A 16673-nucleotide genomic window follows, 5' to 3' on the forward strand; every position below is an offset into this window, starting at 1 on the left:
TCTCGCTCACCGTGATCGTGATGAAATGGATCGAGCTCTGGTCCGTGCTCGGCGGCGAGGACAGTCGCCGCAGCGCCCTCAAGACCTGGCAGGCCGGCAAGCAAAGCGAGGCCATGCGCCAGCTGGGCGAGACCACACCGGCGGACCGGGTGGTCGGCTTTGCGATGAAGGGGCTTGCGGGGAATTTACGCCCCGCCCTCCTGACCTCGGAGCTGGAGCGGCGCGGCCAGGCGGAGCTGTCGCGCCTCAACCAGCGCATCCGGCTCTTGGAACTCATCGCCATGGTGTCACCGCTGCTCGGGCTTCTGGGCACCGTGCTCGGCATGATCCAGAGCTTTCAGGAGCTGGAACTGGCACAAGGGGCCGCCAATGCCTCGATCCTTGCGGGCGGTATCTGGCAGGCGCTGCTGACCACCGCCGCCGGGCTTTTGGTGGCGATTCCCGCCGCCATCGCCGCGGGGTTGTTTTCCGCCCGGATCGAGCGGGTGGCACAGTCGATCGAAGACGGCGTCGGGCGGCTGATGCTCGCCCATGAAGCGGCCAAACCCGTGGAGGCCAGCGCCCGGACATCCCCATGAAGCTCGCCCGTCCCGCCCGCGCCGCCAGCCTGATTTCGCTGGTCCCCATGATCGACGTGCTGTTGATCCTGCTGGTGTTCTTCATGGTGACCTCGACCTATCTGAACCTTGATATGATCCCGGCCACCGCGCCGGAAACCAGCGCGCGCCCGCCCGGCCAGCCCGCGGCCGACACGCCCCGGCTGATGATCCGGCTGGGCGCGGATGGCGCCCCCGCGCTGCAAGGCCAGAGCTATACGCTCCAGACCCTGCGCCCGCGGCTGGCGGCTGCGCTGGCCGAAGAGCCGCTGACCCAGGTGCTGATCCTGCCCTCCGGCGCGGCCAGCACCCAGGCGCTGGTGTCGCTGCTGGATCTCGCGGCGGAACTCGGCGTGCAGCAGCTGCGCGTGTTGCGGCTGGAGGCGGAACCATGAAGCTGCGCCGCCCCGCGCGCGGATCCCAGGGCGAACCCATTACCGCCTTGATTGACGTGGTATTTTTCCTGCTGGTCTTCTTCATGCTGATCGGGCGTATGGATGCCACCGCGCCCTTTGACGTCAGCCCGCCACAGGCCCTCAGCGGTCAGGATCTGCCCGCAGGCGGCGCGACGCTGTCGCTCTCGGCGGCGGGCGATCTGGCGCTGGATGGCAACAGCATCGACCGCGACGCGCTGGCAAAGACCCTGCGCCAAAGGCTGGCGCAGAACGCCGATCTGCGGCTGCGCATCAACGCCCATAAGGACGCCGAGGTCCGCAGCCTCCTGCCCTTGATCGCCGAAGCCGAAGAGATCGGGCTGCGCGATATCGTGCTGGTGGTCACCCCAGCCGCGAGCGGCACGCCATGACCCTGAGTGCAGAGAGCACCGCCCCGCCGCGCCCGCTGACTTGGCTGCTGGGCTTGTCGGGGTCGCTGGTTGCCAATGCGGCGCTGCTCGCTTTGGTGCTGCTCAGCCTGCGCGCGCAGGACATTCCCGATCAGGACCGCCCCAAGGCAGAGCTCCAGGTCAGCTCCCAGAGCCTGCCGCGCAGTCAGGCCCGCCCCGCTGCAACCGAGGACACGCCGCTGCCGGATGCCGACGCACGCGGCGACGCGCTGAGCGCGAGCGGCATTCCGCAGTCCGACGCCCGCCCGCTGCCGCCGGAGGGTGACCCGCTGACGGCGCAACCCGCCGCCGGTGCACAGGTGGCAGCCAGCGCCCCCACAGGGCAGCAATTGGCGACAACCCGCCCTAAGACCGAACCATTGCCCCAAGCCATCACAGCGCCAGCCCCCTTGCCCGCAGCCTCGGCGCAAATCGAGGCAATCGCCCCTGCCCGACCGGCACCCGAGGTCAGCGCCGCGCTGACCCCGCCAAGCGCCCCGCCCGTGCCCGCCACGCCGCCCGCCGCCGATATCCTGGCAGCCGAGACACCGCAGGCCAGCGCCGCCCAGCCCAGCCCGGTCACGCCGGAGCCCCTGGCCGAGCGCCCCACCGCCAATGCCGCCGCCGCGCTGCCCGCTGCGCCCCTGGCCGCGCAAAGCATCCGCGCCGATCTCGCCTTTCCTGGCGACACCAGCGCCGGGATCGACCCGCAATCCCTTGCCGCCTTCCAGCAGTTTCAGGATCCGGGCCGCGAAGGCGATGCGCTGCGCGACGGGCTTGCGGGGCTGCTCGCCAGCCTGCCCTGCGCCCGGGTGCAGCTCTCCTTTGATCCCGACAGCGCCACGCTGCATCTGCGCGGTCACCTCCCCGAGGACAGCCTGCGCGCGCCTGTCCTTGCGGCGCTGCGGGCGGAGATGGGAGAGGACATCGCGCTTGCGGATGACATGCGCCTGCTGCCGCGCCCGCAATGCGGTGCCCTTGCGGGGATCAGCGACGTTGGCCTGCCGCAAAGCACCGACCAGATCACCAATCCGCTGCTGGTCGGCGCGGACAGCTTTGCCCGGGTGCTGAGCTATCGCGGTGGCGAGCGGCTGTTCTTTGACCTCACCGCGCCGGATTACCCCGCCTATGTCTATGTGGATTACTTCGATGCGGCGGGCGCGGTGCTGCATCTGATGCCCAACAGCTATGTGCCGCTGACCGAGGCCGCACCGAAATCGCGCCTGCGCGTCGGCGCCAAGGAGGAAGGCGATGTGGGCTTGCAGATCTCCGTCGGCCCGCCCTACGGGCAGGAGATCGCCGTGGCCTTTGCCGCCTCGCATCCGCTGTTTGCACCGACAGCCCCGCGCCCGCTGCAAGAACCCGCCGCGCCCTATCTGGCGGCCTTGAAACAGGCGGTCAGCGCCGCCCGCCAGGAGCATGCGGATTTCAAAGGCGAATGGGTCTATTTCCTGATCACCACCGAAGCGCCTTGACCGCTGCACCCGGCGTTACTGGCAATCGGCACCCGCCCAGCTGCGCAACGCCTGTTTCAACGCGCCGCCAAAGGGGTGCTGCTTGGACAGGGAGCGTTGCAAATCCGCCGTCAGATAGGTTTTTGCCTGGGTGCAAAGCGCATCCCGCGTCCAGTTGTGGCAATTGCTACAGCTTTGCGTTTTCCAATATTCTTCGGGCAAGCCCGCCACCGGCGGGAACATCGGCGATTGCGTCACCACCTCGGCGATGGTCAGCCCGTTGATCTGCTCCAACTCGGACCGGAGCGGCTTATCATAGGTGATCGGGCCGCTTTCGATCTGCGCCTGCAAGGTCGTGTCCATCAGGCTTTGCAGGATATTCGGGGCCGGGGCCAGATCCGTATCCTCGCCCGCGCCGGAGCGGCGGGTTGCCAGCTCAATCTCGGCAAGCTCGGCATAGCGTCCTTTGGGAAAGGCCTGAAGATAAGCCTCCAGCGCCGCGGTGCCGTCTTCCTCATGCGCCGCCTCGAACATCGCGGTTTCATCGGTGATCGACACCTGACCATCCGTCGTGGCCTGCGCTTCCATCGAAATTTCCGACAGCAACGCCCGCGCCTGATCCGCATAGGGGCTCTTGCCATAGGCACGCAGGAACAGCATCAACTGCACCGCATCGCGGCTCTCCTGCGCCATGGTCCAGAGCTGTTCTTCTGCGATCTCGGCGGCGGAGCCGGACAGCTCTTCCTCCGCCTGCTTTTCGTTAAACACAAAGTCACGCACCAGGGAGGAACTGTCCCAGGGCGTTTGCCGCCCGTCGGTTTCATCCAACACCGCGCGGCGCACCTGTTTCAGCACCTGTTCAATCGGCTCATTCGCCTTGCGCATTTCCTGCGCCAGCGCCTTGGTGAAGGGGCTGTTGCCATCGGCCCCATCCATCGCAACATCGCCGGGCGCGGTGGCATAGGACAGGAAGGTGCCGGTCGGGGCCTGCATCTCTGCCAGGCCGTTGTCGTTGAGCTCGGAGACATTCATGAAGGGATTGTTGCGGCAGGCATCCAGAATGACGATATTGGTGGCATTCCGCGCCGAGGCCATCTGCCGCAGCACCGATTGCGCTTCCACCGCAACAAGATCAAGGTCGGCAGCATCATTGAGCGCCACGTCCACCGGCAACAGGTAGTTGTTGCCAAAGCTCTGCACCCCGTGGCCCGCATAGTAAAACAGGCCGACCGTCTCTTCGCTTTCCGCCCGCAGGCTGCGCCCGAACTGGGCAATGGCGCGTTTCAGCTCCACCTGGCTGGCGTCGGTCAGCAGGGTCACGTCAAAACCCAGCTCCTCCAGCGTGCGCGCCATCAGTTGGGCATCATGCACCGGGTTTTCCAACGAGGCGACGGAGCCATAGCTGGAGTTCCCAACCACCAGCGCCATCCGCTCATCGGCGGTGGCCAGCCCGGCCCAAAACATGCAGCACAGCAGGACCAGGTATCTGGTCCAATGTCCCAGCTTCAAAAGAGAAAATCTCACAAGTCTATTCCCGGCCCATAGTTGCATCACGGGGGGTGATGCCTGCATTGACATTGGTTGCGTGGGTTTGCCACCCGCATGGTATCACTCTTTAACGTCATAATTTACATGTCTTTGTAATTCGATACCACAGAAGAGCCATTCCAACGGTTCTTCATTGAGATGGAAATGCTACACTTGCGCCAATATCACAGGTGCAGCGGCTCAAACACAAGGAACCATAGAGATGCTGAGACGTCTTTACATATTGTTTTCGTTTATAATTTTCAGCTCAACCGCCGCTCTTGCGGCCAACCCCTTTGACGGTGGCTGGCAGCTCGAGGCGGAAAGCTCGACCATTGGCTTCCTCTCCGTAAAAAAAGGGACAATTGCGGAATACAGCGAGTTCGCGACATTTTCCGGCGTGATCACCCCCGAGGGCCAGGCGGAAATCGTGGTGGCGCTGGATTCGGTCGACACCAAGGTTGACCTGCGCAACGTCCGCATGCGGTTTTTGTTCTTCGAGACATTCAAGCACAAGGATGCCCGCGTCACCGCAGTGATTCCGCCCGCGCAAATCGCCGATCTTGCGCAGCTTCATCGCAAGACGATCGACCTCTCCGTGACCCTCTCGCTGCATGGGGTGGACGCCAATGTCACCGCACCAATTACCCTGACTCTGCTGGACGACAATACGGTCAATGTCTCCACCGTGCAGCCTATCATCCTGTCGCTGGCGGATTTTGACCTGCTGGAAGGGTTGAGCAAGCTGGAAGAGGCCGCAAGCGTCACCATCACGCCGGTGGGGATTGTCAGCCTGGATCTGACCTACAAACGGGCGGGCTCCGGCGGTGCGGCACCGGTGGTGGCGCAGGTGCAGACCGGCGGCGCCGCGGCGCTGGAAACCACCGGCACCTTCAGCCGCGAGGAATGCGTCGGGCGGTTTGAAATCCTCTCGCAAAGCCGCAGCCTCAATTTCCCCGCAAACAAGGCCATCGTGACCGAAGACGCCAAGGGCTTCTTGGATGTGCTGTCGGATGTGGTAAACCGTTGCCCTGATTTGAAAATCGAGGTGGGCGGTCACACCGACGCCTGGGGCAAGGCCGACTGGAACCAGGAGCTGAGCCGTCAGCGCGCCGTCGCCGTGGCCAGCTATCTGATCGACAAAGGCGCCAACCCCGCGCGGCTGATCGCCATCGGCTACGGTGAGACGGCCCCGCTGGTGGACAATGACACCGCCGCCAATCGCGCCAAGAACCGGCGTATCGAGTTCAAGGTCCTGAACTGATGTTTTGGCCCTGCCCGCGTTTTGGGCGGGGCCTTTCGCGTGCCTGAACACAGAACCCGCGCCCCAATCGGGCGCCACGCGTTTTGCGCGTCTCGCCTCCTTGCGAACCCTCAGCCCAGACCGCCAGCAGCTTTCACCGGCGCGGCATGGCATTTCGCAATTTTCGACCAAAGCTGCATTGAATTCGGCATCCTATGCTTTGCGCCCCGCTTAGGCTGCTCGCAAAGCCGGATTGCGCCCCGTCGCAAGACACCGCCCCAATAAGAGAGGTCCCCATGAACGCGAAAGACAGTCTCGCGACGCCGACCCCGATGCCCCCTTGGCTCGGCGCCGCCTTGCGCCTGCCTCTTGCGACCTCGGCCTAGAAGAGCGCTGCCATGGCATTCCTGTTCAATTCCGACCCGGAGCGCGGCGCGATCTTTCGCGAGATCTTTGCCAGCCTGCTGCCCGATCTGGAAGTCTTTCAGCGCGACGACGACGTGCCACCAGAGCAGATCCGCTATCTGCTCACCTGGTCGGCGCCCGAAGACCTCACCGCCTATCCCAATCTGGAGCTGCTGTTTTCGATCGGCGCGGGAGTGGATCAGTTCAACGCAGAGACGCTGCCGCCCCATGTCAAACTGATCCGCATGGTCGAGGACGGTCTGATCCGTATGATGCAGGAATATGTCACGCTCGGGGTGCTGGCGCTGCATCGCGATCTGCCCGCCTATCAGGATCATCAGCGCCGCAAACTCTGGCAGAGCCTGCCCGCCCGGCAGGCCACAGACTGCCGGATCGGCTTTCTCGGCCTCGGTCGGCTGGCGCAGGCGGCGATCGAGCGGCTTAAACCCTTCGGCTTCCCGCTCGCCGGGTGGAGCCGCAGCGAAAAGCAGATCCCCGGCGTCCGCTGTTTTCACGGCGCCGCGCAACGGCCCGGCTTTCTGGCGCAAACGGATATACTGGTCTGCCTGCTGCCGCTGACGGCGCAGACGCGCGGCATGCTGGATCAGGATCTCTTTGCCCAATTGCCCAGGGGGGCGCGGCTCTTGCAGGTCGGGCGCGGCCCGCAGCTGGACCAGACCGCGCTGCTTGCCGCGCTGGACAATGGCCAGCTCGCCGCCGCGATGCTGGATGTCACCGATCCCGAACCGCTGCCGCAGGATCATCCGCTGTGGTCGCACCCCAAGGTGACGATCACCCCGCATATCGCCTCCGTCACCCAACCCCAGACCGCGGCCCGGGCGGTCGCAGAAAACATCCGGCGTCATCGCGCTGGCCAGGACCTGATCGGCCTGGTCGATCACACCCGTGGCTACTGACAGGAAGAAACCATGTCCAATCTGATCCCCATCGACACCAATCCCGGCTTCGCCCCGAAAGAGTCGCTGCCCCTGCCCGAGCGGCTAATTTCCGGCGATCCCGCCTTCAAGACCTGGGCGCAGGACGCCTCCAGGGACGACAAGGTCAAGACCGGCGTCTGGGAGGCCACCCCCGGCGTGACCCATTCGATCAAGGGCACGACGTTTGAATTCTGCCACATCCTCTCGGGCGTGATCGAGATCGAGGAAACCGGCGGCGAAACCAGGACCTATCGCGCTGGCGACAGCTTTGTGATGAAGCCCGGCTTCATCGGCGTCTGGCGCACCATCGAGACAGTGCGCAAGATCTATGTCACAGTGACCGACTGAGCGACCGACTGACCGCGCCCCCGCAGCAATAACAAGGAGCCCCCCGTGAACAGCCATAAAATCGCGCTTATCCCCGGTGATGGCATCGGCAAGGACGTCACCGACGCCGCCTGGCAGGTGCTGCAAGCCGCCGCCAAAGGGGGCGGTTTTGCGCTTGAGGGGACGGAGTTTCCCTGGTCCTGCGCCTATTACCGCGAGACCGGAATGATGATGCCCGAGGACGGGATCGAAACGCTGCGCGCCTTTGACGCCATCCTGCTTGGCGCCGTCGGCTGGCCCGCCGAGGTGCCGGACTCGGTCTCGCTGCACGGGCTCTTGCTGCCGATCCGCAAGCGCTTCACCCAATATGCCAATATCCGCCCGCACCGGCTGCTGCCCGGGGTGCAGGGGCCGCTGCGCGCCGAGGGCTTTGATATCCTCTGCATCCGCGAAAACACCGAGGGCGAATATTCCGGCGCGGGCGGGCGGGTGCATCAGGGCACGGGCGATGAGGTCGCGGTGGAAACCTCGATCTTCACCCGCACCGGGGTGGAGCGGATCCTGCGCTTTGGCTTTGAACAGGCGCGCAGGCGGCGCAAGAAACTGGCCTCGGTCACCAAATCCAACGCGCAGAAGTATTCCATGGTGTTTTGGGACGAGGTCACCCGCGAGCTGGCGGCGGACTACCCGGATGTCGAGGTGACGCCCTACCATATCGACGCCATCGCCGCGCGTATGGTCATGGCGCCCGAAAGCCTCGATGTGGTTGTTGCCTCCAACCTCTTTGGTGACATCCTCACCGATCTTGGCGCGGCGATCCAGGGGGGCCTGGGCTATGCGGCCTCGGCCAATATCAACCCGGACCGCAGCGCGCCTTCGATGTTTGAACCGGTCCATGGCTCGGCCCCCGATATCGCCCATCTTGGCATCGCCAACCCGATCGCCACGATCTGGTCCGGGGCGATGATGCTCGACCATCTGGGCGAGCACGCAGCGGCGGCGGCTGTGATCTCCGCCATCGAGAGCACCACCGCGCGCGGTATCGGCACCGTGCCGGGACAAGACCAAACAGATACAATCACCAAAGCCGTCCTGGCGGCCCTGACCTGAAACGGCGCGCGAGCCCTGCGCAGTGAACGCCGGAGGCGGCACAGATGAACAAAGCAAATCCCACCCAGAAGAAAACCCCTTACTGGTGGGAGGCGGCCCCCCTCTCTTCGCAGCCAGCAGAACCCCTGGCGCGGGCGCTGGATGTGGCGATTATCGGTGCGGGCTATGCCGGTCTTGCCGCCGGCCTGACCCTGGCCCGCGCCGGGCGCGCGGTCGCCGCCTTTGATGCGATGACCCCCGGCGAGGGCGCCTCGTCGCGCAATGGCGGCATCACCAGCGGCACCATCCGGCCCGATTTTGCCACCCTCACCAAACACTTCGGCGAGGATACCGCGCTTGCGATCGAGGCCGAGGGCAAGCGCGCTCGGGAACATCTCTATGACCTGATCGCAACCGAGGGGCTGGATTGCGATTTCAAACTGGTTGGCGCCTTCAAAGGCGCGCTTGGCTATGATCAATACGACAAGATGGCCCGCAGCGCCGAAACGCTGGCCAGAAGGCTGGGCATCGACAGCTACGCCGTGCCGCATGGCGAACACCGCGGCATTGTCGGCAGCGATTTTTATCGCGGCGGCACGGTGCGCATGGACATCGGCGGCCTGCATCCGGCGAAATTCCACGCCGAGCTGCTGCGCATCGCCCTTGCCGCCGGGCTGACGATGCATGCGCAGACTCCGGTGACCTCGGTTCAGCGCGAGGCCGACGGCTTTCGCGTCACCACCCCAGCCGGGGTGACAAAGGCACGCCAGGTTCTGGTCTGCACCAATGGCTACACCGATGGGGCCGCGCCGTTTCTGCGCCGCCGCCTGGTGCCCGTCCGCAGCCGCATCATCGCCACCCAACAGCTCCCGTCCGAGCAGATGGACCGGCTGATGCCACAGCGGATGATGATGAGCGAAAACCGCCAGCTCGGGTTTTACTACCGCCCCTCGCCCGACGGCACGCGCATCCTGCTTGGTGGGCGCGACAGCTCGCGCGTGGGCGACCCGCTGGCACCGACAACCCGCCTGCGCAAAGGGCTGGCGCAGATCTTTCCCGAACTCGACGGCGTTGCGCTCTCTCATAGCTGGTTCGGCAATGTCGCCATGAACCGCAACATGATCCCCCGCATCTTTGAGCGCGACGGGGTGGTCTATGCCAGCGGCTTTTGCGGCTCCGGCGTGGTCTGGGCGCCCTGGGTCGGCACCCGGGCCGCGCATCGGCTTCTGGGACACAAGGAACAGGCCGCCAGCGCCTTTGACACCCGCCCCCCTGCCGCGGTGCCGCTCTATCGCGGCACCCCCTGGTTCCTGCCCGCGATGATCAAGGGCTACGCGCTGCAAGACCGCCTCGCCTGGTGGCGGGCCCGCCGCTGAGCCCGCCAGCCTCGGAAACTCCTGCTGCGTTTGGGGCGAACAGGAGTGCCTTCTGCTGACGGTTTTCGCAATCCAGCACATTCTGCCAACGGCCCAAGGCTATGTTTGTTCAGGATAACAGAGCTTCAGGAGCTGCAACCATGGCCAACTTCCGCCCGAAATACGTGACCTTCGACACCCACGGCACGCTGATCAACTTCGAGATGGCCGAGGCCGCCCGCGACCTCTATGGCCACATGCTGGACGAGCCGCGCATGCAGGAGTTCATCAAGAATTTCCAGGGCTATCGCTTTGACGAGGTGATGCAGGACTGGAAACCCTATGCGGATGTCGTGCACAACGCGCTGGAGCGCGCCTGCCGCCGCAACGCGATCCCCTTTCGCGCCGAAGACGCGGAGATGATCTACAACCGCACCCCAAGCTGGGGCCCCCATGCTGATGTGCCCGCCGGTCTGGCCAAACTGGCCAAGGAAATTCCGCTGGTGACCATCACCAACTCGATGAATGCGCAGATCCATTCCAATATCGCCAAGCTCGGCGCGCCCTTCCATGCCGTCTATACCGCCGAGGACGCAGGCGCCTACAAGCCGCATTTCAAAGCGTTTGAATATATGTTCGACATGCTCGGCTGCGGGCCGGAGGACATCACCCATGTGTCGTCCTCCTTCCGCCACGACCTGATGTCCGCCTATGATCTGGGCATCAAGAGCAAGGTCTGGGTCAATCGCGGCCATGAGCCGGCCAACCCCTTTTATGAATACACAGAGATCCGCGATATCTCCGGCCTGCCCGGCGTGTTCGGGCTCTGACAGCGGGCCACCCTGCTCTCGCTGGTATTCACCGGCGAGAGCAGGGCCAGCGCCGATCAGCCCCGTTCCGCCTGTGCCCGGATCAGCGCTTCGGCGATATAAAGATCCTGAAGCGAAATGCCGGAGCTGTCATACACGGTGATCTCCTCCTCTGATTGCCGCCCCGGCGCGCGCCCTTCAATGACATCGCCGATCTGCACCAGCGCCAGTTTGCCCGCCTCGATATCGGCGCGCGCGTGCTGAAAATCACCGATCTGAACCGATTGCGCGGGCAGATCGCAAAACAGACGCGCCCGCGACAGCAGCTCCAGCGGCAGCTCCTGCTTGCCCGGCGCGTCGGATCCCATGCTGACCACATGCGTGCCCGGCTTGACCCAATCGGCCTGAAAGAGCGGCGCGCGCGAAGGGGTCGCACTGACCACAATATCGGCGCCCCGCACCGCCGCCTCGGCCGGAACCACCTGCGCGGTCAACCCGCGCGCCGTCAGTGTCGCAACAAAGGCATCGCGGCGCGGCGAAGGGCGGGCAGCCACCAGCACCCTGTCGATGGGGCGGATCCGCGCCAGCGCCTCCACCTCGAACAACGCCTGATTGCCCGCCCCAAACACCGCCATCACCCGCGCCTGCCTGCGCGCCAGCAGATCGGCGGCCACCGCATCCGAGGCCGCGGTGCGATAGGCATTGACCGCCCCGGCCTCGATCACCGCGCGCAACCGGCCCGTCGCCTGATCCAGCAGCACAATGGTGGAATTGTGCCGCGCCAGCCCGCGCGCCGGATTGCCCGACCAGAAAGAGCCAACCTTCACCCCCGTGAGATCATCGGACCAACCGGATTTCACCGAAAACGTATTGCCCGGATCACAGGACCGCCCAAGAACCGCCGGGAACACGCCGCTCTGCTCCGAGGCGGCGGCGACCAGCGCCTCCCGTGCCGCCGCATAGGCAAGATCATGGCTGACAAGCGCCGCCGAAGCCTCTTCGCTGATATAGATCATCCTCGTCTCCCGTTCTGTCTGCATGCCCATGATCCTGCCCGCCAGCGCTGGCTCGCGGGTGTTTCTTTCTCTCCCGAATGGCGCCGTCTTTTATGCTGAGAGAGGCAACAGAACGAATGATCCTGCCGAGTTGCGCGGTTAAAACAGCAGTGAAAACGGCGCGTTGAATGGCACGGTAGGGGCCACAGCAACCGCGTTGCAAAATGATCGAAAGGCACCCCGCAATGGCGATTGAGGCCACAAAAGACGACACAACCACAGAGGTGGCGCTGACGCCGCTGACCGCGCGGCATCTGCCAGGCGCATTGAAACTCTCCCAGGACATCCGCTGGCCCTATCGGCTGCAAGATTGGGAGTTTGCGCTCGCCGCGGGCCAGGGCCTGGCGCTGGAGCGCCACGGCAGGCTGATCGGAACCGCCCTGTGGTGGTGCTGGGGGCAAAGCAACGCCAACGCCGGGATGATCATCGTCACCGAGTCCGAACAGGGCCGAGGCCATGGCGCGCGGCTCTTTGATGCGCTGCTTGAGGCCAACCGGGGGCGCAACGTGGCGCTCTGCTCCACCAAGGAGGGGCTGGCGCTCTATCAGCGGCGCGGCTTTGTAGAGGTCGGCACCGTCTTTCAGCATCAGGCGGACTTTGACATGGCGCTGGCCGCCGAGGGTGACGGCATCCGACCGGCCACGGCCACCGATCTCGCCGCGATCCAGGACTTTGACAAACACGCCACCGGACTGGACCGCGCCGCATTGCTGGCCGCATTGACCGCATCGGGCCGGGTCACGCTGATCGCGCAGGCCGATGGCATTTCCGGCTATTCCATCGCCCGCCGCTTTGGGCGCGGCACGGTGATTGGGCCGGTTGCGGCCACCACCACCGAAGACGCCAAACGCCTGATCCTGGAGCAGCTCGCGCAGTTGCAAGGCCAGTTCGTGCGCATCGACGTCCCTGCGGAACATGGGCTAAGCGACTGGTTGCACAGCCTCGGCCTGCCCCGCACCGATCAAGTCACCGCCATGGTCAAGGGGGCGCAGCCCACCCCCGACGGCGCCGGTCGCATCTATGCGCTGGCCAGCCAGTCCCTCGGCTAGAAACAAGGAAAACAACATGACGACGGCACAGGACACAACAGCCAGCCCGGCGGCAACGCGCGCGGATCTCATCACCCCGGCGCTGCTGCTGGACCGCAGCAAGCTGACGCGCAACATCCAACGGCTTGCGGATCGCGCGCGCGCGCTCGGCGTGGTGCTGCGCCCGCATCTGAAAACCGCCAAGAGCATCGACGTCGCCAGGATCGCCTTTCCCGACGGGCCCGGCCCGATCACCGTCTCCACCCTGGCCGAGGCAGAGTATTTCGCCGCCCATGGCTATCGCGACATCACCTATGCGGTGGGCCTCTCGCCCGCCGCCGCGCAGCGCGCGATGGCGCTCTGCGCCCGCACCGGCGCCGAGGTGAAGCTGCTGCTCGACAGCCCCGGGCAGGCCGATGCGCTGCGCGCCGCGCGCGAGGCCACGGGCGTGGTGCCCTCGGTGCTGATCGAACTGGATTGCGACGATCATCGCGGCGGCTTGAAGCCGGACGACCCTTTGCTGCTTGAGGTCGCCGACAGGGTTGTCGCCGCCGGGGCGACGCTGGCCGGCGTGCTGGCCCATGCGGGGGAATCCTACGGGCTCTCCACGCCCGACGCACTGGTAAAGGCCGCCGAGAACGAGCGCCAGGCCACGGTGCAGGCCGCAAAAACCCTGCGCGCCCATGGCCACCCCTGCCCCATCGTCAGCATCGGCTCCACCCCGACGGCGCATTTCGCCGAAAACCTCGACGGCATCACCGAGCTGCGCGCCGGGGTCTATATGTTCTTTGACCTTGTGCAGCACGGCGTTGGCGTCTGCACGCTGGATGACCTTGCGATTTCCGTGCTCACCACCGTGATCGGCACCAAGCCGGAAAAAGGCTGGATCCTGGTCGATGCGGGCTGGATGGCGCTGTCGCGTGACCGGGGAACCGCGAACCAGCGGGTCGATCAGGGCTATGGGCTGGTCTGCGACGAGAGCGGCCACGTGCTGGAGGACGTGATCGTCGCCGAGGCCAGTCAGGAGCATGGCATCCTCAAGATCCGCAGCGGCGTGGGCAAACCCATGCCCGATCTGCCGATCGGCACCCGCCTGCGCATTCTGCCCAACCACGCCTGCGCAATGGCGGCGCAACACGACAGCTACGCCGTGGTCGAGGGCACAGCGCCCGAAATCCTCGCCCAGTGGCCGCGCATGCGGGGCTGGTAACACCGCCCCCTCCCCGGCCCTCCTGAAACCAACGCCCTGGCGGAACACGACATGAAACTGACCCCCTATTGGCTCGCAACCTCCGAGCCCTTCGACCAAAGCCCCGCCACCCTGCCCGAGGGCCAATATGACGTGGCGGTGGTCGGGGGCGGCATCACCGGCTGCTCTGCCGCGCTGGCGCTTGCCAAGAAGGGCGCCCGCGTCGCCCTGCTGGAGGCCACAACCATCGGCAGCGCCGCCTCGGGCCGCAACGGCGGCATGTGCAACAACGGCTTTGCCCAGGACTATGGCACCATGGTCGGCGCGCTCGGCCCCAAAAAGGCAAACGCCCTCTACAAGGCGTTTGATTCCGGCGTCGATCTGGTCGAAACCCTGGTGCGCGAGGAAGGCATTGATTGCAGCTTCGCACGGGTCGGCAAGTTGAAGCTGGCCGCCAAGCCCGAACATTACGACAAGCTCGCCCGCAGTCAGGAGCTGCTGTCAAAAATCGCCGATCCCGACACCAGGATGATCGCGAAATCCGACCTGCACAGCGAAGTCGGAACGGACCGCTATCACGGCGGGCTGCTCTATCCCAAAAGCGCGCAGATGCATGTGGGCCGCTATGTGCGCGGCCTGGCGCGGGCCGCCGCGCGCCATGGGGCCGAGATCTATGAACACGCCCCGGTCACGGCGCTGCGCAAGGTTGACGGCGGCCATATGGTGGCAACCCCCAAGGGCCAGATCACCGCGCGGCAGGTGCTGCTCGCCAGCGGCATCTCGCAGGTCGGCCCGCTCGGCTGGATCCGCCGCCGCATCGTGCCGGTGGGGGCCTTCCTGATCGTAACGGAGCCCTTGTCGCCCGAACAGATTGCACGGCTGATGCCCACGGGGCGCAATGTCGTCGATACCCGCAACCTGGTGGTCTATTGGCGGCTGACGCCCGACAACCGGATGCTCTTTGGCGGGCGGGCGCGCTTTGCCGGATCGAACCCGCAATCGGACGCCAAGAGCGGCCGCATCCTCCGGGCGACCATGGCCGATGTCTACCCAGAGCTTGCCAACACCCGGATTGATTACTGCTGGGGCGGGCTGGTGGATATGACCCGCGACCGCCTGCCCCGCGCGGGCGAGCGCGACGGCCTCTTCTATTCTATGGGCTACAGCGGCCATGGCACCCATATGGCGACACTGATGGGCCATGTGATGGCCGATGTCATGGACGGCCAGCCCGCGCTGAACCCCTGGAAGGATTTCACATGGCCCGCGATCCCGGGCTATTTCGGCCGCCCCTGGTTCCTGCCGCTGCTGGGTGTCTATTACCGCATGAAGGATCTGATGACATGACCGCCCCCCTCGACCATCTGACCACAACCGGCCAGCTCAATCGCTTTTTCATCGGCGGCGCATGGGTCGCCCCGCAGGGCACTGGAACCGCCAGCGTGATCAACCCCGCCACCGAGGCAGAGCTCTGCCGCTTTCCCCTCGGCAATGGCGCGGATGTGGATGCGGCGGTTGCCGCGGCGCGCGCTGCCTTTCCCGCCTGGAGCCGCACTGCGCCAGAGCAGCGCGCCGCGCCGCTCTCCCGCCTTGCCGCGCTGATCGAGGAGCGCCTGGAGCTTTTCGCCCAATGCCTGACGCTGGAGATGGGCGCGGCGCTGGACTATGCCCGCGCCACGCAGGTGCCGCTGGCCGTGGCCCATATCAAGACTGCCGTCGAGGTTCTGTCGGAGTTCAAATTCATCACGCCGCGCGGCCAGACCGCCATCACCCGGGAGGCCATCGGCGTTTGCGCCCTGATCACGCCCTGGAACTGGCCGCTTTACCAGATCACCGCCAAGGTCGCCCCGGCGCTGGCGGCGGGCTGCACGGTGGTGCTGAAGCCCAGCGAGCTGTCCCCGCTCGATGCGCTGCTCTTTGCCGAAGCCATTGCGGATGCGGGCTTTCCCGCCGGGGTGTTCAATCTGGTGCAGGGCGAGGGTGCCAGCGTTGGCGCCGCCCTCGCCGCCCATCAAGATGTGGACATGATCTCGATCACCGGCTCCACCCGCGCAGGCGTTGCGGTGGCGCAGGCTGCGGCGCCGACGGTCAAACGCGTCGCGCAGGAACTGGGCGGCAAATCCCCCAATGTGATCCTGCCCGATGCCGATCTTTCCCGCGCCGTCGCGCCGGGGGTTGCCGCCGCCTTTCGCAACCTGGGTCAATCCTGTAGCGCGCCAACCCGGATGATCGTCCCCCGCGAACAGCTGGCAAAGGTCGAGGCCCTTGCCAAAGAGGCCGCCGCAGACGTCACCATCGGCGATCCCCTGTCCGGCGCAAGCACCCATGGCGCCATCGCCAACAGGGCACAGTTCGAACGGGTTCAGACCCTGATCGAGGCCGGCCTCGCCGAGGGCGCAAAGCTCATCACCGGCGGGCCGGGCCGACCGGATGGGCTGACGGCGGGCTTTTTCGTCAAGCCGACGATCTTTTCCGAGGTGCGCACCGATATGCGCATCGCGCAGGAGGAAATCTTTGGCCCGGTGCTCTGCCTCTTGCCCTATGACACGATTGAAGAGGCGATCGCCATCGCCAATGATACCGTCTATGGCCTCGGCGCGCATGTGCAGGGCCGCGACATGGATATCGTCAGGGGCGTCGCCGCACAGATCCGCTCCGGCCAGGTGCATCTGAACTACCCCGCCTGGGACCCCCATGCGCCCTTCGGCGGCGTCAAACAATCCGGCAATGGCCGCGAGTATGGCGTCGAGGGAATGCTGGAATATCTCGAAGTGAAAGCCATCCTCGGATATTACCCCTGATCTGTGGTTGGGCGACCAGAACAGAAAAGCCTTC

16 protein-coding genes are annotated in these 16673 nt (G+C 65.5%); 14 read left to right on the forward strand and 2 right to left on the reverse strand.

What is annotated here, in order from left to right; all coding sequences use genetic code 11:
- From HCZ87_RS07130 to HCZ87_RS07145, 4 genes are all read left to right on the forward strand, one after another.
- A partial coding sequence (locus tag HCZ87_RS07130) for a MotA/TolQ/ExbB proton channel family protein (RefSeq protein WP_167643076.1) occupies positions 1 to 578 on the forward strand: 578 nt, incomplete at its 5' end.
- Complete coding sequence (locus tag HCZ87_RS07135; protein WP_167643077.1) at positions 575 to 991, forward strand: biopolymer transporter ExbD; 417 nt, start codon at positions 575 to 577, stop codon at positions 989 to 991. The genes HCZ87_RS07130 and HCZ87_RS07135, both read left to right, overlap by 4 nt.
- Positions 988 to 1401 carry a biopolymer transporter ExbD gene (locus HCZ87_RS07140; RefSeq protein ID WP_167643078.1) on the forward strand — a complete coding sequence of 138 codons (414 nt, stop codon included), beginning with the start codon at positions 988 to 990 and terminating at the stop codon, positions 1399 to 1401. The genes HCZ87_RS07135 and HCZ87_RS07140 overlap by 4 nt, the downstream gene beginning before the upstream one ends.
- On the forward strand, positions 1398 to 2894 hold the full coding sequence (locus HCZ87_RS07145; protein WP_167643079.1) for a DUF4384 domain-containing protein: 1497 nt from the start codon (positions 1398 to 1400) through the stop codon (positions 2892 to 2894). Before HCZ87_RS07140 ends, HCZ87_RS07145 begins: the two co-directional genes overlap by 4 nt.
- Positions 2895 to 2909: 15 nt before the next feature.
- On the opposite strand, the gene HCZ87_RS07150 is transcribed toward HCZ87_RS07145, so the two are convergent.
- On the reverse strand, positions 2910 to 4397 hold the full coding sequence (locus HCZ87_RS07150) for a caspase domain-containing protein (RefSeq protein ID WP_368484093.1): 1488 nt from the start codon (positions 4395 to 4397) through the stop codon (positions 2910 to 2912).
- Between the two features lie 226 nt (positions 4398 to 4623).
- Between HCZ87_RS07150 and HCZ87_RS07155 the strand changes: the two genes are divergently transcribed.
- From HCZ87_RS07155 to HCZ87_RS07180, 6 genes are all read left to right on the forward strand, one after another.
- Entirely contained in the window at positions 4624 to 5664 is a 1041-nt protein-coding gene (locus HCZ87_RS07155) for an OmpA family protein (protein ID WP_167643080.1), read from the forward strand.
- A 377-nt stretch (positions 5665 to 6041) separates the two neighbouring features.
- Positions 6042 to 6965: a glyoxylate/hydroxypyruvate reductase A gene (locus HCZ87_RS07160; protein ID WP_167643081.1), complete on the forward strand. Its 924-nt coding sequence runs from the start codon at positions 6042 to 6044 to the stop codon at positions 6963 to 6965.
- 12 nt (positions 6966 to 6977) lie between these two features.
- Positions 6978 to 7334: a cupin domain-containing protein gene (locus HCZ87_RS07165; RefSeq protein ID WP_167643082.1), complete on the forward strand. Its 357-nt coding sequence runs from the start codon at positions 6978 to 6980 to the stop codon at positions 7332 to 7334.
- Positions 7335 to 7379: 45 nt separating this feature from the next.
- Positions 7380 to 8423: a tartrate dehydrogenase gene (locus tag HCZ87_RS07170; RefSeq protein WP_167643083.1), complete on the forward strand. Its 1044-nt coding sequence runs from the start codon at positions 7380 to 7382 to the stop codon at positions 8421 to 8423.
- Positions 8424 to 8467: 44 nt separating this feature from the next.
- Positions 8468 to 9778 (forward strand): FAD-binding oxidoreductase, encoded by a 1311-nt coding sequence (locus HCZ87_RS07175; protein ID WP_167643084.1) that lies wholly within the window; start codon positions 8468 to 8470, stop codon positions 9776 to 9778.
- Positions 9779 to 9918: 140 nt separating this feature from the next.
- Positions 9919 to 10587, forward strand: a complete 669-nt coding sequence (locus HCZ87_RS07180; RefSeq protein WP_167643085.1) for a haloacid dehalogenase type II — start codon at positions 9919 to 9921, stop codon at positions 10585 to 10587.
- Between the two features lie 56 nt (positions 10588 to 10643).
- On the opposite strand, the gene HCZ87_RS07185 is transcribed toward HCZ87_RS07180, so the two are convergent.
- Entirely contained in the window at positions 10644 to 11582 is a 939-nt protein-coding gene (locus HCZ87_RS07185; protein ID WP_167643086.1) for an ornithine cyclodeaminase family protein, read from the reverse strand.
- Positions 11583 to 11806: 224 nt separating this feature from the next.
- Here HCZ87_RS07185 and HCZ87_RS07190 point away from each other — a divergent pair, with 224 nt between their 5' ends.
- From HCZ87_RS07190 to HCZ87_RS07205, 4 genes are read left to right on the forward strand one after another with little or no spacing between them, the layout of a single operon-like run.
- On the forward strand, positions 11807 to 12670 hold the full coding sequence (locus tag HCZ87_RS07190; protein WP_167643087.1) for a GNAT family N-acetyltransferase: 864 nt from the start codon (positions 11807 to 11809) through the stop codon (positions 12668 to 12670).
- 16 nt (positions 12671 to 12686) lie between these two features.
- Positions 12687 to 13859: an alanine racemase gene (locus HCZ87_RS07195; protein ID WP_167643088.1), complete on the forward strand. Its 1173-nt coding sequence runs from the start codon at positions 12687 to 12689 to the stop codon at positions 13857 to 13859.
- A 51-nt stretch (positions 13860 to 13910) separates the two neighbouring features.
- Positions 13911 to 15185, forward strand: a complete 1275-nt coding sequence (locus HCZ87_RS07200) for an FAD-binding oxidoreductase (protein WP_167643089.1) — start codon at positions 13911 to 13913, stop codon at positions 15183 to 15185.
- On the forward strand, positions 15182 to 16639 hold the full coding sequence (locus tag HCZ87_RS07205; protein WP_167643090.1) for an aldehyde dehydrogenase family protein: 1458 nt from the start codon (positions 15182 to 15184) through the stop codon (positions 16637 to 16639). Before HCZ87_RS07200 ends, HCZ87_RS07205 begins: the two co-directional genes overlap by 4 nt.
- Positions 16640 to 16673 lie beyond the last annotated feature (34 nt).

It is taken from the genome of Phaeobacter sp. HF9A, from assembly GCF_011806385.1.
Classification (GTDB): domain Bacteria; phylum Pseudomonadota; class Alphaproteobacteria; order Rhodobacterales; family Rhodobacteraceae; genus Epibacterium.

Coding starts and splice junctions, on each gene's coding strand:
- HCZ87_RS07135 (WP_167643077.1), top strand. CDS start 575: ATGAAGCTCGCCCGTCCCGCCCGCGCCGCCAGCCTGATTTCGCTGGTC.
- HCZ87_RS07140 (WP_167643078.1), top strand. CDS start 988: ATGAAGCTGCGCCGCCCCGCGCGCGGATCCCAGGGCGAACCCATTACC.
- HCZ87_RS07145 (WP_167643079.1), top strand. CDS start 1,398: ATGACCCTGAGTGCAGAGAGCACCGCCCCGCCGCGCCCGCTGACTTGG.
- HCZ87_RS07155 (WP_167643080.1), top strand. CDS start 4,624: ATGCTGAGACGTCTTTACATATTGTTTTCGTTTATAATTTTCAGCTCA.
- HCZ87_RS07160 (WP_167643081.1), top strand. CDS start 6,042: ATGGCATTCCTGTTCAATTCCGACCCGGAGCGCGGCGCGATCTTTCGC.
- HCZ87_RS07165 (WP_167643082.1), top strand. CDS start 6,978: ATGTCCAATCTGATCCCCATCGACACCAATCCCGGCTTCGCCCCGAAA.
- HCZ87_RS07175 (WP_167643084.1), top strand. CDS start 8,468: ATGAACAAAGCAAATCCCACCCAGAAGAAAACCCCTTACTGGTGGGAG.
- HCZ87_RS07180 (WP_167643085.1), top strand. CDS start 9,919: ATGGCCAACTTCCGCCCGAAATACGTGACCTTCGACACCCACGGCACG.
- HCZ87_RS07185 (WP_167643086.1), bottom strand. CDS start 11,582: ATGATCTATATCAGCGAAGAGGCTTCGGCGGCGCTTGTCAGCCATGAT.
- HCZ87_RS07190 (WP_167643087.1), top strand. CDS start 11,807: ATGGCGATTGAGGCCACAAAAGACGACACAACCACAGAGGTGGCGCTG.
- HCZ87_RS07195 (WP_167643088.1), top strand. CDS start 12,687: ATGACGACGGCACAGGACACAACAGCCAGCCCGGCGGCAACGCGCGCG.
- HCZ87_RS07200 (WP_167643089.1), top strand. CDS start 13,911: ATGAAACTGACCCCCTATTGGCTCGCAACCTCCGAGCCCTTCGACCAA.
- HCZ87_RS07205 (WP_167643090.1), top strand. CDS start 15,182: ATGACCGCCCCCCTCGACCATCTGACCACAACCGGCCAGCTCAATCGC.